Raw genomic sequence first — 18,428 nt, 5'->3', positions numbered from 1 at the left:
GGGGTGAAATTTATCTTAGCGATTTTTGCTTAGATAAAGGTCGAATTTGAAGACAAGTGATCTGCTTGGCTTCAAATCGTACCCGCTATTACGCATAAAGGTCGGTTTTCGTACCGAAAACCCGCAATGCTTCATACGCTGTCGATTCTTGTGGCAAAGACAGCCGCAAGAACTCGCACCCCCGTTCCAGGCCAAGTGAGCCGTAGAACGATAATTAACCTAATTTTTATGGATTAAGCCGTTTAATAGCAGTAACTGAGGTCATTTTTGTACTTTCACCCTTTAGTTATAAACATTAATTTTGCGCCTTAAAGCTTAATCAATTAGGAGTGTTTTTTTAGTGAGAGCGTTTTCTTTTACTTTCGACCCTTTCGTGAGATACTATCGCAGTAGTAGTTAACGATAAACATTTCTTGGAAAGAGGGATAACAATGAGTAAGACAATTAATGCTGGTATCGCGATGATGAAGGTTATAGAAGACTGGGATGTTAAGCAAGTTTATGGAATTCCAGGTGGCTCGATTAATAGTACGATGGAGGCCCTGCGAGTCGAACAAGATAAAATTGATTATGTTCAGGTTCGTCATGAAGAAGTGGGAGCATTTGCTGCAGCTGCCCACGCAAAACTGACAGGAAAAATTGGCGTTTGTTTTGGATCGGCTGGTCCTGGCGCAACGCACTTATTTAATGGCTTGTATGATGCTCAGATGGATCATGCTCCCGTGTTGGCAATTATTGGTCAAGTCGGCACGTCTGACATGAATTGGGATTCTTTCCAAGAAATGAATGAGAATCCCATGTTTGCCGATGTTTCGGTATATAACCGTACAGTGATGACTGCCGATAGTTTACCTCACGTGATCGATGAAGCCATTCGCCGGGCGTACAAAGAAAATGGCGTGGCAGTTGTCACGATTCCAAATGATTTTGGGACCAAAGATATTCCGGCCGATTTTTGGTCATCAGGTCATAGTTATGTGAAACCATTACTACCTCAGCCTGATGAAGAAAAGATTAAAGCAGCTTTAAAACTAATTAGTGAGGCAAAACATCCGGTTATTTTTGCTGGAATTGGTGTTAACGGGGCTACAGAAGAACTCGTGACCTTGTCGAAGCATCTAAAGTTACCAGTTGTGATGTCCGCCATTTCAAAGGGAATGATTCCTGATGATTTTGAAGGTAACATGGGATCAGCCTATCGGGTTTCAACTAAACCTGGGAATGAGACCTTGGAGCAGGCCGATTTAATCATGATGATTGGCGCTGATTTTCCGTTTGCCCGTACAAAAGGCATGTTCAATCCGGATGCAAAATTTATTCAAGTTGATATTGATTCTTCCAAAATTGGCAAGCGCCACAACGTTGATGTACCGATTCTAAGTGATGCCAAACAGGCAATGAAACAATTAGTCGCATTGAGTGATGAAGTGGCCCACCGGCGCTTTTATGACGCTTGTGTGGCAAACAGGAAGAACTGGCGCGCTTATTTACAGCAATTAGCCGACAAAACCACCAGTCCGTTGGGAGTGGGATCTGTTTTCAAACAAATTAATCGAATTTCTACTGGCAACGATGTATTTGCCATCGATGTTGGCGATGTGACGATGAATAGTCTCCGTTTCTTAAACATGAACGAAAAACAAAAATTCACAACTTCAGCATTGTTTGCCACCATGGGTTATGGAATGGGGGCGGCTATTGCAGGTAAATTAACTTACCCGGATCGCCAAGTGTTTAATTTGACTGGTGATGGCGCGTTTGCGATGGTGATGCAGGATTTACTGACGCAAGTTAAAGAAAAATTGCATATCATCAACGTGGTCTTTTCTAATGAGAGTTTTGACTTTATCAAGGATGAGCAAGAAGATGAAAAGCAAAAGTATTTTGGTGTGGATTTACAAGGTGCTGATTTTGCGATGATCGCACACGGAATGGGTGCCCTAGGCATTTCCGTTCACACTTATGATGAAATGGTCGCAGCATTTGATACTGCTAAACAGGTGGAAGGTCCGGTTGTGATTGATGTGAAAATTCATAACAACCGCCCGCTACCGGCTGAAAAACTACAGTTGGATCCAGCCACTAATTCAGCTGCAGAAATTGCCGCATTTAAAAAACGCTATGACGCAGATATATTGCAACCATTTAGTGTTTATTTGAATGAGTTTGAAGTTGAATAACTGGACTGAATTATGAACTGTTAACCTGTTATTAATTTGTGGTTAACAGTTTTTTTGTTGGTAGGTGTAGCTTTATGTCAGAAGATGAAACCGTTGACATTCAGTAATTTTCTAAATAGACTTAGCGTAATGATAAGTTATTTATTTTAGTAATTAGAAGTTTTTATGGAGGCTATATGATGAAAATAATTGTAATTGGTGCAACCCATGCAGGAACTTTTGCCACGAAACAAATTTTGACTGAACACCCTGACTACGATGTGACCGTCTATGAGCGTAATGACAACTTGTCTTTTCTATCGTGCGGCATTGCCTTGTGGGTAGGAGATCATGTTTCTGATCCTAATAAAATGTTTTATTCCTCACCGGGAGAGCTTACCAAGTTGGGCGCAACCATGAAAATGCGGCATGATGTGTTAAGTGTGGATCCTGATAAAAAAGTAATTCGGGTGAAGGACTTAGTTTCCGGAGAATTATTTCAAGATCACTATGACAAATTAGTGATGACAACGGGATCCGCCCCTGTGATTCCGCCAATTAAAGGTGTGGACAATTCAAAAGTTAAACTATGCAAGGATTGGAACGATGCCAAAATCCTAAAGGAAACAACGCCAGATGCTAAGTCTGCCGTGATTGTTGGGGCTGGCTATATTGGTGCTGAACTTGCTGAACAATTGGCTGTCGCTGGTAAAAAAGTAACGTTGATTGACGGGCTGCCACATGTGTTGGCCAAGAACTTTGATCTTGAGATCGGGTCACGGGTTGAAAAAGATTATGAAGATCATGGTGTCAAACTCGCAATGAATGAGATGGTACAATCCTTTACCGGTAATGACCAGGTCACAGTGACGACCAGTAAAAATAGCTATACAGCAGATTTTGCCGTTTTGTGTGCAGGTTTTCGACCGGCAACCGATTTGTTGAAGGGTAAAGTGAAAATGTTGAAAAACGGGGCCATTGTCATAGATGAGTATATGCGTTCTTCTGATCCTGACATTTTGGCAGCTGGTGATTCGGCAGTTGTTCACTACAATCCAACGGGAAAAGTGGACTATATTCCATTAGCGACTAATGCCATCCGCCAAGGAATTTTAATTGGGCATAACATTGAAAAACCAACCATGAAATATATGGGAACTCAGGCATCTTCAGCCGTTGCTTTGTTTGGCAAAACCCTTGCTTCTTCTGGATTAACAGAAAGTGGTGCGAAGGCGCGCGGAGTGACAGTATCAACAGTGACCCTTGAAGAAAATTATCGTCCTGAATTCATGCTGAGCACAACGCCCATTTTGATGCGTCTGGTCTGGGATCCAAAAAGTCGGGTTGTTTTAGGTGGCGCTTTTTATAGTTCGTATGATTGTGCCCAATCAGCTAATGTTATCTCGCTTGCAATTCAACAAAAAATGACGATTGACGAGCTTTCAATGGTAGACATGTTCTTCCAGCCAAATTTTGATAATCCACTGAATTATGTGAATGAATTGGCGATGGCGGCAATCCATAAGAGTGATGCGAATAGTAAATAATTATCGGCTAAGGTTTGTGAAATGAATTATAAAAAGGTCAAATATCGGTATCTATCCAGCGAGCTATGGGGTGCTTATATTTGATCTTTTTTAACGGGGTTAAGAATCCCTTAAGTAAGACACACAATACTTACCTTATCATTAGAAAGTTGTATGATAATTAGCAAGATGTATATTGTGGGAACAATTTGGCAATTAGTTTTCGCCAGTACTGAATTAGTTGGAGAGTAAGGAAAGTTCAACACTTCCCGGCACAAGAGATATTCGAAAACGACCTGTTTTATGAAAGAGGAAAAATTATGGCAGATGTATTAATTGTAATTGACATGCAAAACGCATTAAAGAGAATGGCTAATTTTGATAAAGTTGTTGCTGGAATTAATGAACGAATCGCGCTGTATCGGCAAGCAAGAAAGGCAATCTTTTTTGTGCAAACTGCCGATGACGAGATTCCAAGTGACACGAAAAAATTTCAGTTGGCCGCAGATTTAGATTTTAATGAACAAAGAGATGAGTTTATTGTAAAAACGACGCCGGATGCTTTTTATCACACGAATTTAGAAGCTTATTTGAAGAACTATAATACAAAAAGCTTAGAGGTTTGTGGTGGTCAGGCTGAATATTGTGTGGACACTACTATTCGAGTGGCGCGCCATTTAGACTATCAAGTTGAGGTCAAACGGGATCTGGTGACCACATTTGATTCTAAGCTTTTAGATGCAGCCACAATTGTGAAGCATCACGAAAGTGTTTGGGATGGCACCTTTGCTAAGCTAATTTAATTCAAATAAAGAAGAGTCCTGGAAAAAATTTTCCATGGCTCTTTTTATCTGTTTTCGAATTTTATATCTAAAATTTAGGCAATAGGGCGATAACTATCCGCCACTCGCTTTGAGGACAGTTCCACAAAACAAGCCCAATGAAATAAGTGTACCTCTGAGCGGGATACAATCCCGCTTCCGGTCCTCTTATTTCATTGGGCTTTAACGTTTTGTTCCACTCACTGCTTTAGGACAGCTCCACAAAGCAAGGCTCAAGATATAAGAATCCTTCCCGCGGGATTGCGATCCCGCCTCCAGGACCCTTATATCTTGAGCCTTATTCGCTTTGTTCCACTCACTATTTGAGGACAGTTCCACAAAGCAAGGCCCAAGATATAAGAATCCTTCCCGCGGGATTGCGATCCCGCCTCCAGGACCCTTATATCTTGAGCCTTATTCGCTTTGCTCCACTCACTTAAACCAATATCCATTATTGATGGTATTAATCATTTTAACGAGTTGCTTTGTTTCGGTGATATCATGCACACGCAAAATGTTGCCACCGTGCAAATACATATAAGTTTCCGCGATAAGAGTGACTGCCAGCCGGTTCTCTTTTTTTAGTCCGAACAATTTTGCGCCAAATCCTTTTCGTGAAATGGCGATCATAGTTGGTCGGTTAAATTGATTAAATTGATCAATATTGCGCATCATCGCATAGTCCTGATAACCATCCGCTACTTTTGCGTAGCCAATCCCCGGATCTAATGCGATTCTTTCTCGACCAATACCCGCTGCAGTTAATTGCGATAAGTTTTGGGTGAAAAAGTTCTGCATTTCTTGTGTAAGGTTGTCATATTCGACCTCACGGCTGCTGTGCATGGTGAGCAATCCGATATTGGTCGGTGCGAGTAAAGTCAATTTTCGGGGGTCATCCGTAAATCCGTGTACATCATTGATAATTGCAACGTGGCCATTTTTGACCAAATCTGCCATTACCTCATATTTATATGTATCCACTGCCAAAGAAATTTTCGGATAGTTTTTATGAATCCAATCGATAGCTGGTAAAATGCGTTTCAATTCTTCTTTGGCAGAAATTTCAGTGTAGCCGGGCCGGGTGGTTTGACCACCGAGTTCAATGACATCCACACCAGTGGCCACCATATGAGCTACGTGAGATTTAATGATTTGTGGTTTTACATATGCGCCGCCATCGTAGAAAGAGTCAGGGGTAATGTTTAGAATCCCATAAATTAGCGGTGACTGAATCAAATCACGATGTGTATTACCATAATTCCAGTAAACGGCGTGCTGTTCGTATATTTCGTGAAGCTGCTGAGTAGCTGAGTCGGTTGTAATTTGTTGTTCAACCTTAGCTATAAAAAATTGAAAAGCGGCCAAGGGTAAAACAACTTGTATCCAGTTTTCAGTAGTTTGGATAGGTGTATCAAAAGCGGCCAGCAAGGTTTGCATAGTAGATAGCTCAATCTCGTTGAGGTCTTCAAATTTCAAAACCACTTTACGTTGGGTAATCAACATGTCATGAGTAATTTGATCCGAAAATGATTGGGAGTGGGCAAATCGATCAGTTATATCAATAATTTTCATAGTCGTTATTTGCCACCTTTTTAAGAAGATTTTTTACGGCTTTAGTGCGATGAAGATAAGGAAACTTTTTGGAGCTTTCCAATTCAGCCAAGGTGTGAGTTTCACCTTTTGGAATCAGTATTCTGTCAAACCCATAGCCATTCTGACCGCGTTCTTCAAGACTAAATGTGCCTTCAAAGACGCCAAAACCATGATAAATATGGTGAGGTGTCTGTAAAATTAAATCAGTCCGTAATTCGACATCACGTAATTTACCCGCTACAAGCTGAAGTAAATATTGGTTCTTATCAGTATCTGTAGGGTAATCAACTAATTGTCGTGAAGTTTGCACACCAAATTTATTAGGAAATGCGGAAATAATCATGCCAGAATCATCACCCAAAACAGATTCTTGGGGTAACTTTCCTGAGATGAAACGGGTTTTAGTTAGCGCATTTGCGACGTAATCTGTGGTCCCTTCATTAGGAAAAGTAACCCGGGAAATTAGATCTTGGTAGGACCTAGCAGCTACTTGAAATTCTTGCAGGCAGGCAACTAGTTCAGCTGTTTTGTCGAGATTGTTAGACGCAATAATGAGTGGGCGGTTAAACATGCTGGTCACCTTCAAATTGTTTAATAAAATAGAATGATCCGGTAATTACAATGACATCATCAACCTCGGCATGTGCTAATGCTACTTGTAAACTCGTATGGGCATCGGCTTCATTAAAAAGATGATCCTTAGAAAAGCTGAAATGTTTTTGAATAACCTTAGCTAATTCGTCTTTATCCAAAGCACGTTGATGTTGACTAGGTGTGTTTACATAAACTGTTTTTGCCAAAGGTAGATAGCTTTGCAGCATTTCTAGATAGTTTTTATCTGCTAAAAAACCTAATAAGAAAGTTATTTTCTGATTAGGCGCAAGTTGTTGTAAAGATTGAACCAATTGTTTGGCACCGTCTGAATTATGGGCCCCATCAAGGATAACGGTGGGATGTCGCTGAATAATCTGCATCCTGCCTGCAATTTTTAGATTTGCTAAGGCACGCTGCGTCCGCTGTTCATTAAGCTGTACGTCATGCTGGCTTAACCAAGTTACAGCACTTAAAACGGTGGCCAAGTTGTCCAGCTGAAATCTGCCAATTAAGCCTAATTGATAAGTATGATTCGGAATCATAGGGCCACTGATTTGAAGTTTTGTGCCCTCAAAATTATGTGCTAATAGCTTTAAATGAATATTAGTCACAAAATGGATGGGAACTTGTTGTTGATTAGCAGCAGTTCGTAAAACATTTCGAGTCATTTGTTTTTGGTGAGGAGCCACAATGACAGTAGAACCAGTTTTGATGATCCCAGCTTTTTGGGTCGCTATTTTACGAATCGTATGGCCTAAAATGCGCGTATGATCATAATCAATATGGGTGATTAGTGCCAATAAGGGCGCTGAAATCGCGTTGGTCGCATCATTCATGCCACCTAAACCGACCTCTAAAATCACAAAATCGACTTTAGCTTGCTGGAAAGCTACCAAAGCAATTAATGTAAACCATTCAAAAATTGAAAGGGAAGTGGCTGCAAAATCTGCAGATAAGTGATCGTTAATTAGTTGATAGGCTTGCACAAATGCAGTGTAGCTAATCATCTGCCCATCAATTCTAATTTGTTTCCGGTCATCAAGCATTGCCGGACTGGAAAAATGACCAACATGATAGTCATTTTCCTGCAGGATGGCCGCCAACATGGCACCTGTCGATCCTTTGCCATTGGTTCCCGCAATATGGATAATTTTGTAGGCTTGGTCTGGGTGGCCTAGTTTGGCCAAAATCTGGCGAAGAAAGGGAACCCGATTATCATCAGCGACTAACATGTGTTGATTCATATCCGTAATTAATTTTTGATAAACTTGCTGTTCATTACTCATGTTGAAGGCCTACTTCTGACGAGTTTGTTGGAGAAATTCATTTTTTAATTCGTGATCATCTGAAAAAACACCGGAAAACTTATTGGTGTACGTAGATAAGCCGGATTTGTTAATACCACGCATTTCCATGCATAAATGCCGTGCCGAAATCGAAACGGCGACACCCTTTGGATTTAGAATGCGTTGTAATTCATCGGCGATCATGACGGTAATATTTTCTTGAACACTAGGTCGGCGGGCTACAAAGTTTACCAAACGGGGAATTTTGCTTAAACCAATAATCTTGCCGTTTTGTGGAATATAAGCGACATTAACGGTTCCAAAAAATGGAAGCAGATGGTGTTCACACATTGAATAGAAAGGAATGTCTTGAACGACCACCATATCGGCATTTTCGTCGACGTTAAAAATTTTATAGTCTTCGAAATGCTTTTTTCCTGTTGCAGAAAAGATTTCTTCATAAGCAGTTGCGACGCGTGCAGGTGTTTCTTGAATGCTGGCCCGTTCTGGATCATCACCAATGGCTTGAATAATATCAGTGACAGCATTTTTAATTTTCGTTTTATTTTTTTCGTTCATATTAATTAACCTCGTGTTAATGTAAAATTTCCACCCAGTTTTTATCCGTGGTGGTTTTTAATGCTTGTTTAGTTTGGGCAATCAACTCTGGGTCAGTCAACACGTCCAATAAAGGGATGAGCACAAACCGACGATTACCGATTTCAGGATGCGGAATTACAAGTGTTTCATCATGATAAGTTTCATGATTGAAATATAAAATGTCCAAATCAATGGTGCGCGGACCCCAATGAATGAGGCGTTTCCGTCGGAGCATTTGTTCAATCTCGTGAAGATAGTCCAAAAGCTTGTAAGCTGTCAGAGTTGTGGTGAGATGGATGGCAAGGTTTAAAAAATTATCTTGGGGAACCCCACCAACTGGCTGCGTTTGATAAACTGGCGAAACCTTTTCAACAGTAACTTGCTTATTTTGATTCAGGAGGTGTACCGCCTGCGATAAATTATCCTGGCGATCACCAAGATTAGACCCCACACTTAAATAGACTTGATTATTCATGTTTGCGATCTCCAGAAACCTCGATTTCAATGTTGTCGAAAATACCTGCGATCGGCACGCTATATTTGCGAACTTTCAGTTTTACAGCTTGAATTGTCGGGTAATCAGCCAAAATCTTTTTCAGAAGGTGATTAGCCACACTTTCAATTAAATTGTAGTTATTGTTGAGCACGAAATCAGCAATTGTTTGATACACATCAGCGTAACTGACCGTTTCTTTTAAATCATCGTGTTGAACTTTTTCTTCAATTGGATAAGTGAGCTCAACGTCAATCTGTAGGCGTTGACCGAGCTTCTTTTCTTCAGCAAACACACCATTGAATGTATGAAAACTCATATTGTTAATTCGGATTTTACCCATCTGTTTATTCCCCCAAGTCGGTCTGAAGTTTATTGCTCCTTAATAATATCATGTTTGACCGTTGTCGTCCTTTTTGAAATATTTTTTCTAAATAGACACGGCTCTTTACAGAAACCTATTTTTATTTATAATAATTACATAAGGATTAAATAGCTAACCATATTTTAATTTTGTGACTCTCGTTGTTTTAAACTAAAAGGGTGATTTTTATGGAAAACAAACATTATTTTTATAAAATCTTTGAGCAAACTGTCTTTTTCGCAATTTTGCTAGTCTTCTTTAACCTTGATAAGAATAATCATTTTAGAATGACGCTGAATTTTCCAAACGTTTGGTTAGGAATCTCCTGGTTAAGTCAGTTTTATCTTTGTAAAAAGAAATTATGGTCATTAAAAAATATTTCATTTCTGCAAAAGGGAGCTAAAGCTACTCAAATTGAGCATTTAAAAAAACATAAAAAGGATAAGTGGGGAGATAGTAGTTTTGTCAATCAGCACAATAATATGACTATCCAAAGGTATGCCCTGCAAGACAGTAACTTTGATTCAATGGCCAATTTATTTATCCGAATTGGTTATGTTTTATTGGGTCCGCTTGTGTTTTTGTTTTATTTAATTCGAGAGTTAAGTAATAAATATTCGAGTTCAAAACCAGGTAGTTCTAATTAAGGGTAGCAAACTCCATAAATGAAATAAGAACAATCCTAAAGGCTACTTGATTTGCCCCCCCCAAAAAAAAATAGTACTACAATTAGTTTGTGATACAGGGCAACAAAAATTTAGGGGGAATTTCTTTTGAGTAAATTTAGCAAGTTAAGTAAGTTTTTACCGATTGTTGGGATCATGGTATTTGGATTATTATTTGGTGCCGAAAACAGTGTTTCTGCCAAAACAGTTTCTGCACTGAATGGGGTTCGGACCAGCTACAATGCATCAAAGAAAGTTGCAACGTTTAGTGGTAGGACTTCATCCAAATTCGCTATTAACCGGGTGGCTTTGACTTATAACAATGGTAAAAAAGTTTATGTGAATGTCCATAAGGGAACGTTTAAGATTTCAGAGAAGTTTCAAGGTTATAAAACTTTCACACTTTATGGGACAAATAAACGCAACAAGCGGGTTACTAAGGTTTACAAATTAGGTTCTAACAAGTACGCTTCACAAGCACCCGTTATTCTTAAACTGAATCACGGAAACAAAAATGGCAATGTGGCCTTGAGCGTTCGGGCTCAAAAGAACAGCGTCGTTCATGTTTACAATGGTTCAAAAAAGGTTGGTACTGTAAAAGGTAATGGAAAAACACAAACTTTACAGATTAAGAACTTAAAGAATAAAACGGCTCATTTACGTTTGAATGCCAAAATGAACAAGCTTAAAACTAGCCAAGATACTTATACACCACGTATTAAACAAGGGATTATTTACCAAGTTAGTTTTTAATAAGTAACAAAATTTTGTACTTATGTTTATTCCCTGTGTGAATGTAACTATCAAGCTGAAATGGTTTCAAAAGGCGGGTTATTACCACTTTTTGAAACCTTTTTGTATAGAAGCTAAAGGTTGAAAGTACAAAAATGACTTCAGTTATTGCTATTAAACGGTTTAGTTCACCAAAATTAGGTTAATTATCGTTCTCCGGCTTCCTTGGCCTGGAACGGGGTGGGCACGATTTGAAGCCAAGCAGGTCACTTGTCTTCAAACTCGACCTTTATCTAAGCGGCAAGCCACTAAGATAATTTCACCCCTGAGGCCAAAACGCCTCCAAACTGGGAAAGTCGTTGTCTTTAGATAGTTCACATGAACGACACCATAATAACCATTACGTTAGATATAATTAGTTTGAAAACTTTAATCAGGCTGGAAGCAAATGGGCTCAGTAGTGTTATTTATCTTAGCGATTCTCGCTTAGATAAAGGCCGATCTTAGAGACGTGTATTTCGGCTCTAAGTCGTGCCCACTACGTTCCAGCCCGGAGTTGCTGGAAGACGGCATTTTAATCTAATTTTGTTATCATGAGCGTTTTTATATCAAGCAATTGGATGTGATTTTGTACTTTCAACCTTTAGATAGAAGACTACACCTATAAATAAAAACCAGAGACTAACCGCAATACGGTTTTAATCTCTGGCTATATTTTTGTCAGAGGATGCTATTCAGCATCTTTCCAGACCTTTTTAGCAGTATCAATAACTAGGCTTAGTTTTGCCCATTGTTGATCAGCCGTTAAATTATTACCTTCTTCAGTTGATGCAAAACCACACTGGGTAGAAAGAGCTAGGTTTTCAAGTGGTACTTCTTGCGTAGCTTCGTGAATGCGGGCAATGACCTGGGATTGGTCCTCTAATTCTGGGAACTTGGAGGTAACTAAGCCTAATACAATCCGTTTGTGAGCATCGTGATTCCAAATTTTTGCAAGGGGCTTGAAGTCGCCAGCGCGATCATTGTCATATTCAAGGAAAAACCCATCATAGTTGAGTTGACCAAGGTAATCTGCGACCACATCGTAACCACCAGAAAATAGGAAAGTCGAACGAAAGTTACCGCGACAGATATGCGTGGTTACGGTTAAATCGGTTGGCAAGTTCTCCAATAATTTATTAATGACATAAACGGAATCTTCAGCGAGTTTACGGAATGGCTTTTGGGTCTCTGGATCATCTTTAGTATTGTCTAATTGGTTAATTAAGAAGGCCCAAGTAGTGTCGTCTAACTGAATATAACGACAACCCAAATCATAGAAATGCTGAATGGTTTCGTGGTAGGCCTTGGCGAGATCATCTAAATAATCCGTATGGTTCGCATAAAACTCTGAGGCCTTATCACTCCGATTGTCCCGGAATAACAAGCTTGGTGACGGAATCGTTTGCTTGGGTTGCACACCATCAGGCACGATCGATTTTAAATAGGTAAAAGCTTTGAAGAAGGGATGGTCGGGATTGTAACTAATTTTTCCCGTTAAATAGGCATTATCGGTACGTGTTTTTTTACCATGAAATTTGTAACTTTTTTCATAGTCATATTTACCAACACCATTTAAGCCCCAGAGAAAATCTAAATGCCACCATGAACGACTAAATTCACCATCGGTTACGGCGTGGAGGCCGAGGGAAACCTGTTTATCAACGATTTTTTTGATTTCTTGTTGTTGCACAGTCTGTAATTGTGCTGCAGTAATTTTTTCTTCGGCAAAATCTTTGTGAGCGGTCTTTAGTTCGGGACTTCTAAGTAAACTACCAACTTGATCAAAACGATAGGGTGCTTTTAAATTTGCTGTCATATTGTTGTACTTCCTTTTTTAGTTTAAATTTAGACACAAAAAAACTCGTCCTCAACGTATTAACGTCAAGGGCGAGCATTCATTAAGAAATGATCACGGTACCACCTTGGTTTGAAACAAAAATTACTTGTTTCCTCAAAAGAGCACCTTAGAAAAACGATGCTCCGGCGCTGTAATGGGCGCTCCCATCTATATCTTGCCAAACGGTTTACTATAGATTGTTCTCCAAGACCATGTTCAGACTCACTGCTTTACCTCATTCACACCAACCGAGGTTCTCTTTAAAAGTGGGGGATCTTACTCATCTCTTCACTGCTTTTTAATTGTTATCTAATTTAGATCTAGTTTAGCGCCTGAAGGTTGAACTGTCAATAAGAACTAAAAAGGCAATGTTATTTTTTTCATTGTAATAAGTCTTTACTTTTGTAGGGTTTTGTTATATCACTAAATAAGTTGAAGCACGCTATGGGGGAGATTTTTTATGAAAAAATTGTTTAGTACTAATAGCAATAGGAATATTTTATTAAGAAATTTCATTTTGGGATTGAGCGTAGCGGTAGTCTGCGCGTTAATAACTCTTTTTGAACATAGTTTCTCGATAAGTGATGTCTTTTTAATTTTTGTGGACTTGTTTGTTCTTCTTAGTGTGGGTGATTTTGCTAGAAATAAGACGAATAATAAATTTATACAAGTTCTGCTGGTACTTTTAGCTGGGGTAATAATAATGATTAGTATTTTTATAAGTGCTATAATTTTTCATTTTTAGTCTAAAATTTAGGGTTGACATCTTTTTTTAACGGCCCTATAATGAAAAACATTAAATACGAATGAGAAACACGTGTTGATATTTCCGTGGAAGATAAACTAGCGAATTTCTAGAAAGTGTTTGGTGCTGAAAAAACACAGTTCCTGGTTTAAAAAGACGGTTATGAGCGGAATCATTGTTCAGATGATTATGGGTGCACCCAATATCGTGCCAATGTATTAACTATTTTTGGCGAAAAATAGGACGTACATGGTAAGGCGAGTTTTGTGAAAGACTCGTAAATTGAGGTGGTAACACGTGAAAGCGTCCTTTGGATATTTATATCTGAAGGGCGCTTTTTTTGTATATTAAGCTTTGAGATGCAAAATAGAGAGGAAGTTTTATAAATGGAAGAAACACATAAGTTTACTTGGAAAGAATTAATTGTCGTGGCTTCAATGTTGTTTGGCATGTACTTTGGTGCCAGTAATTTAACGTTCCCTGTCCAAATTGGTCAGCAGTCAGGATCAGCATTTTTTAGTTCAATTATTGGATTTATCATTACCGGAACGATTTTGCCATTATTAGGGGTTACGGCCATTGCGGTTACGCGAACGCATGGTGTTTATGAATTGGCACAACCAATCGGTAAAACGTATGCATTAATCTTTACCGTCATGTTGTATATCTTCATTGGTCCCGCATTTGCAACGCCACGGACGGCAACGGTTCCCTTTGAATTCGGAATTGCTACTCATGTGAGCGCAGCAAGTGCGCCCATGTGGTTGTTCATTTACTCGGCTTGTTTCTTTGCAGCAGTTATTCTTTTTTCGCTTAATCGCCATAAGGTTGTTGATTATGTAGGTCGCTATTTGAATCCAGCCTTTATCATCATGGTTGTCATTTTGATTGCAGTTGCCATTTTTAAGCCAATGGGAACTACTGCTGGCCGCGCAGTCACAGGTGCTTGGCGTCATGGCTCAGTTCAAAATGGAATTATTCAAGGGTATCAAACGATGGATGCATTAGCTTCCGTTGAATTTGGAATTGTTGTGATTACCGCAATTAAAGCATTTGGCGTTAAAAAAGAAGGAACAGTTGCTAAATTAACAGTAAAGGCCGGGGTTATTGCTGCCAGTGCAATGGCGGTCATCTACGCTGGCTTGGCATATGTTGGTGCAACCAGCTTGGGCCATTTTAAAATTGCCGGTGATGGCGGAATTGCGCTTGGCCAAATTACCCAGTATTTCTTTGGCAATGCCGGTGTTTATATTCTAGCAATCATGGCTACCATCACTTGTATGACGACGGCGGTTGGGGTGACAACTTCATTTGCTACAGCTTTTAGCAGTATGTTTCCACGTTTTGGTTACAAAACTTATGTGGTAATTGTCGCTGTTCTTTCGTTCGGAGTATCTAATTTTGGATTTGAAACAATTATTAATGCGGCGGTTCCATTCCTAATGTTTATTTATCCACTTTGCATTACGTTGATTTTGCTTTCACTTGCGTCTCCATTATTCCATCGCGCACGAGTCGTCTATATTTGGACAACGATCTTTACCCTCGTCCCAGCCGTTGTGGATGGCTTAAATGCAGCTCCGGCAGTTGTTGCTAAATCTGCATTTGTGCAAAGCTTAACCGGTTTTGAAAGCAAATATGTACCATTCTTCTCCCAAGGATTTGCCTGGTTGGTGCCATCAATCATTGGATTTATCATTGGTATCACAATCTATATCGTTCAGCGGGTTCGTGGTAATAACAGCGAAACGGTTAGTGAATCGGATTGGTCGTAAAAACTTTATAAACAATAAAAAGCGTTAGTTCCTGATTCTGTTATTGAACAGATTCAAGCACTAACGCTTTTAATATTGGAAAAATTATTTACTTTGGTCACTATTCAGTTTATTAATTTCGAGAATCAAATCAACGGCTTTTTCCATTGTTTGGGCCGAAACAAATTCATAACGACTATGCATGTTTTCGCCACCGGCAAAGAGGTTAGGGGTTGGAATCCCCATGAAAGAAATCTTCGAACCATCTGTCCCACCACGAACGGGATAAATGTTAGGTTTGATATCTAAGTTTTCCATTGCCGCTTGTGCCAATTTAACGGGTGTCATATCTTTTTCGAGAATTTCCCGCATGTTGTAATACTGATCATGCGTTTCGATTTTCACGCGTTCTTCTCCAAACTCAGTGTTGAGTTTATCAGCAATGTTTTGGAGTTCTTGTTTGCGTTGTTCAAATACTTTGCGATCATGGTCACGAATAATGTACACAAGTTTGGCATGATCTGGGGTGCCAGACATTTTGAAGAGGTGGAAGAAACCTTGCCGGCCATCAGTAAGTTCAGGACGGTCACCAGCTGGAATAAGATTGTGATAGTCAATCCCAACTTGGAGCGCATTTACCATAACGCCCTTTGCGGTTGCCGTATGCACTTCATTACCCTGAATCTCTACAGTTGTTTGAGCGGCGTTAAAGGTTTCGTATTCAAGCTCACCTAGGGGACCGCCATCAACGGTATAAGCATATTTTGTGTTAAAGTCTTTGGCATCAAAGTGGTCAGCACCGGTACCAGTTTCTTCATCGGGGGCAAACCCAACCCGAATTTCACCGTGTTTAACTTCTGGGTGAGCCATGTAATATTCCATGGCAGTCATGATTTCGGCTGCCCCAGATTTATCATCAGCCCCTAAGAGGGTAGTGCCATCGGTGGTAATTAAAGTTTGTCCCTTATAGTCGTGTAATGCTGGAAAGTCTGAAGTCTTTAAAACCCATTTGCCATCCTTACTCAACGGAATGTCGGATTCGCCGTCATAGTTTTCGTGAATCTGGGGGTCAATATTTTCAGCGTTAAAATCGGCCGTATCAATATGGGCAATGTAACCTAAAATCGGGGTCTTACCGTCATCATTAGCTGGTAAAGTGGCCACAACATAGCCGCTTTGAGGTTGGGTGTGGACATCTTGTAAACCAAGATCAGTTAATTCTTGAGCCAAAGTTTTTAAAAAAGCGACTTCCTTTGGATCAGTTGGAATTGTTTTTGAATCAGGATTTGAACGCGTATTAGTTTTGACATATTTTAAAAATCTAGGTAATAATGTTTCATATTTTGCCAATTAAATCACTCCTCATATTTTTAGTTGTTACATGTATTTTATCCTAATTACGAAAGAAGGGGAAGCAGACAGTCTGCAATCAAAAAAGCTCTGAACAAGTCAGAGCTTTGAACGCGATCCTATTTAAGTGCCTTCTTTGCCAGCATTAAGGCACCCGTAATTCCGGCATCATCACCCAACTCAACGTGAATAATGTAATCCGAAATTTCTGGCGTATCTACGTAATCTGCCAATTGTTTCACAAATGAAGCCTGAATTTGTGGGAATAACTGGGCTTGTTTCATAACGCCACCCCCGAAGATGATGACATCTGGGCGTAAAATCAATGTAGCGTTGACGCAAGCTTGGGCAATATAATTCGCCTCGATTTCCCAGAACTCATCACTAGGATCTAATTCGAAACCTTTTTTGCCGAAGCGCTTTTCAATGGCCGGACCAGCTGCTAAGCCTTCAAAACAGTCGCCATGATAAGGACAAACGCCTTCGAAATCGTGATCACGTGGATCATGTCTTAATAAAATATGGCCCATTTCTGGATGGCTAAATCCCTGGAGAAATTTACCATTTTGAATGTAACTAGCACCCACACCGGTTCCAACTGTCCAGTACAAAATATTCTTTTTACCGCGGCCAGCACCAGCTTGATATTCGCCATAAGCTGCGACATTGACGTCGGTTGTGAAGTAAAACGGAATATCAAAATGGGTTTTCATTGCGCCAAGAAAATCATAGTTCTTCCAAGCTAATTTTGGGGTGTTGGTAATAAAACCAAAATCAGCAGCGTCTTCGTTTAAAGAAACGGGGCCAAACGAGCCAATCCCAATGGCATCGACAGGATGTTGATCAAAATAAGCAAAAACTTGTGCCATGGTTTCATCTGGGGTTGTGGTAGGAAACTGGGTTCGGTCCTCTACATTAAAATCGCCATCGCTAACCGCACATACAAATTTGGTTCCACCAGCTTCAATTGCACCTAATTTCATAAAAATTCTCCTCCTATGTAACTTGTTATATTTATTTTTTGTAATCGCTAACATAATGATTATAGCATAAGAATGTCGCCAAAAACGATATCTAGTAGGTCGTCGCTATTTACAAAACTTGATCTCAGTCAATTTAATTTTTAAAAAGACTAGATACAATACAAGTATATTAAGAAATTAGGAGGAATTAAAAATGTCAAAAACTCCAGAAGAATTATTTGCAGCAGAACAAAAACAGGCCGATATTGATCATCATGTTCCAACCGCTGGTGCCATGGTTAATCATATTGTTTCAAACTTTACGGTGTTAGACGCCAAACTCCATCAAACAACTTGGTATGTGAAGGGCTTAAGTGCGCCAGCTATTCGCCAGGTATACCAAGCTTTGATTGAAGACAATCGCCGTCACTATGATGAAGTTGGCGAATTATTACTAGATGAAAATGAAAAACCATCCTCAACAACCGCAGAATATAGTGAATATTCCATGATTGGTGAAAATGGCAAGAATAAATATTTTTCTGCTGACGAAATGGTAAGCGAAACTGTGCAAGATTTTGTTACCCAAAACTTGTTTGTTGATCGGGCCATCAAACTTGCAGAAAAAGAAAATCGTCCCGCATTACGTAGTTATATGGAACAATTACGTGGGGACGATAATCATGCAATTCGTGTTCTTCAAGGATTAGTTGGTAATGCTGCTGGCGATGGCCTAGAAGAAGATGATGAGGACGATGACTAGAGAGTGTCGTAAAAGACGGTAAGCTTCCGAGCATACTGCCGTTGTCCAAAGAACTAAAGTTGCTAAAGCAACAAGTTCTCATGGCAGCCTAAATGACCGAAAGATTCGCACTTGGAATCGTTTGGTCATTGTAGCTAAGCGG

General features: G+C 39.7%; 16 protein-coding genes. 7 read left to right on the top strand and 9 right to left on the bottom strand.

What is annotated here, in order from left to right; genetic code table 11:
- The first annotated feature begins 431 nt into the window (after positions 1–431).
- The 3 genes from spxB to IV84_RS00230 all read left to right on the top strand — a co-directional run bounded on the left by spxB (position 432) and on the right by IV84_RS00230 (position 4,488).
- Entirely contained in the window at positions 432–2,180 is a 1,749-nt protein-coding gene (gene spxB / locus IV84_RS00240) for a pyruvate oxidase (protein ID WP_046870607.1), read from the top strand.
- Positions 2,181–2,359: 179 nt separating this feature from the next.
- Positions 2,360–3,706, top strand: a complete 1,347-nt coding sequence (locus IV84_RS00235; RefSeq protein WP_046870608.1) for an FAD-dependent oxidoreductase — start codon at positions 2,360–2,362, stop codon at positions 3,704–3,706.
- Positions 3,707–4,005: 299 nt separating this feature from the next.
- On the top strand, positions 4,006–4,488 hold the full coding sequence (locus IV84_RS00230) for an isochorismatase family protein (protein ID WP_046870609.1): 483 nt from the start codon (positions 4,006–4,008) through the stop codon (positions 4,486–4,488).
- Positions 4,489–4,938: 450 nt separating this feature from the next.
- On the opposite strand, the gene folP is transcribed toward IV84_RS00230, so the two are convergent.
- Genes folP through folB form a run of 6 tightly spaced genes read right to left on the bottom strand, consistent with a single transcriptional unit; the run spans position 4,939 to position 9,415 of the window.
- Positions 4,939–6,078 carry a dihydropteroate synthase gene (folP, locus tag IV84_RS00225; RefSeq protein ID WP_046870610.1) on the bottom strand — a complete coding sequence of 380 codons (1,140 nt, stop codon included), beginning with the start codon at positions 6,076–6,078 and terminating at the stop codon, positions 4,939–4,941.
- Positions 6,065–6,670, bottom strand: a complete 606-nt coding sequence (locus IV84_RS00220) for a non-canonical purine NTP pyrophosphatase (RefSeq protein ID WP_046870611.1) — start codon at positions 6,668–6,670, stop codon at positions 6,065–6,067. Before IV84_RS00220 ends, folP begins: the two co-directional genes overlap by 14 nt.
- Positions 6,663–7,979: a bifunctional folylpolyglutamate synthase/dihydrofolate synthase gene (locus IV84_RS00215; protein WP_056985950.1), complete on the bottom strand. Its 1,317-nt coding sequence runs from the start codon at positions 7,977–7,979 to the stop codon at positions 6,663–6,665. The genes IV84_RS00220 and IV84_RS00215 overlap by 8 nt, the downstream gene beginning before the upstream one ends.
- 9 nt (positions 7,980–7,988) lie before the next feature.
- A complete protein-coding gene (gene folE / locus IV84_RS00210; protein ID WP_046870613.1) occupies positions 7,989–8,558 on the bottom strand; it encodes a GTP cyclohydrolase I FolE in 570 nt (189 codons plus the stop codon).
- A 16-nt stretch (positions 8,559–8,574) separates the two neighbouring features.
- Complete coding sequence (folK, locus tag IV84_RS00205) at positions 8,575–9,054, bottom strand: 2-amino-4-hydroxy-6-hydroxymethyldihydropteridine diphosphokinase (RefSeq protein WP_046870614.1); 480 nt, start codon at positions 9,052–9,054, stop codon at positions 8,575–8,577.
- On the bottom strand, positions 9,047–9,415 hold the full coding sequence (folB, locus tag IV84_RS00200; protein WP_080945465.1) for a dihydroneopterin aldolase: 369 nt from the start codon (positions 9,413–9,415) through the stop codon (positions 9,047–9,049). Before folB ends, folK begins: the two co-directional genes overlap by 8 nt.
- A gap of 209 nt (positions 9,416–9,624) precedes the next feature.
- Between folB and IV84_RS00195 the strand changes: the two genes are divergently transcribed.
- Both IV84_RS00195 and IV84_RS00190 read left to right on the top strand, forming a co-directional pair.
- Positions 9,625–10,083 carry a hypothetical protein gene (locus IV84_RS00195; protein ID WP_046870615.1) on the top strand — a complete coding sequence of 153 codons (459 nt, stop codon included), beginning with the start codon at positions 9,625–9,627 and terminating at the stop codon, positions 10,081–10,083.
- Positions 10,084–10,209: 126 nt separating this feature from the next.
- Positions 10,210–10,854 carry a hypothetical protein gene (locus IV84_RS00190; protein ID WP_056985949.1) on the top strand — a complete coding sequence of 215 codons (645 nt, stop codon included), beginning with the start codon at positions 10,210–10,212 and terminating at the stop codon, positions 10,852–10,854.
- Positions 10,855–11,563: 709 nt separating this feature from the next.
- Here the strand turns inward: IV84_RS00190 and IV84_RS00185 are convergent.
- A complete protein-coding gene (locus IV84_RS00185) occupies positions 11,564–12,691 on the bottom strand; it encodes a vitamin B12 independent methionine synthase (protein WP_046870617.1) in 1,128 nt (375 codons plus the stop codon).
- Positions 12,692–13,843: 1,152 nt separating this feature from the next.
- Between IV84_RS00185 and brnQ the strand changes: the two genes are divergently transcribed.
- Entirely contained in the window at positions 13,844–15,232 is a 1,389-nt protein-coding gene (gene brnQ / locus IV84_RS00175; protein ID WP_056985948.1) for a branched-chain amino acid transport system II carrier protein, read from the top strand.
- A gap of 84 nt (positions 15,233–15,316) precedes the next feature.
- On the opposite strand, the gene pepT is transcribed toward brnQ, so the two are convergent.
- Both pepT and IV84_RS00165 read right to left on the bottom strand, forming a co-directional pair.
- On the bottom strand, positions 15,317–16,561 hold the full coding sequence (pepT, locus tag IV84_RS00170) for a peptidase T (RefSeq protein WP_056985947.1): 1,245 nt from the start codon (positions 16,559–16,561) through the stop codon (positions 15,317–15,319).
- Positions 16,562–16,680: 119 nt separating this feature from the next.
- Positions 16,681–17,544, bottom strand: coding sequence for an ROK family protein (locus IV84_RS00165; protein WP_046871174.1), 864 nt, complete (start codon positions 17,542–17,544; stop codon positions 16,681–16,683).
- 193 nt (positions 17,545–17,737) lie between these two features.
- On the opposite strand from IV84_RS00165, the gene IV84_RS00160 reads away from it, so the two are divergent.
- Positions 17,738–18,286, top strand: coding sequence for a ferritin-like domain-containing protein (locus IV84_RS00160; protein ID WP_046871173.1), 549 nt, complete (start codon positions 17,738–17,740; stop codon positions 18,284–18,286).
- Positions 18,287–18,428: the final 142 nt, after the last annotated feature.

Origin of the sequence: Pediococcus damnosus (assembly GCF_001437255.1) — a bacterium.
GTDB classification, from domain to species: domain Bacteria; phylum Bacillota; class Bacilli; order Lactobacillales; family Lactobacillaceae; genus Pediococcus; species Pediococcus damnosus.
Note: the sequence above shows the minus strand (reverse complement) of the source record. Positions and strands in the feature narration are given on the sequence as shown.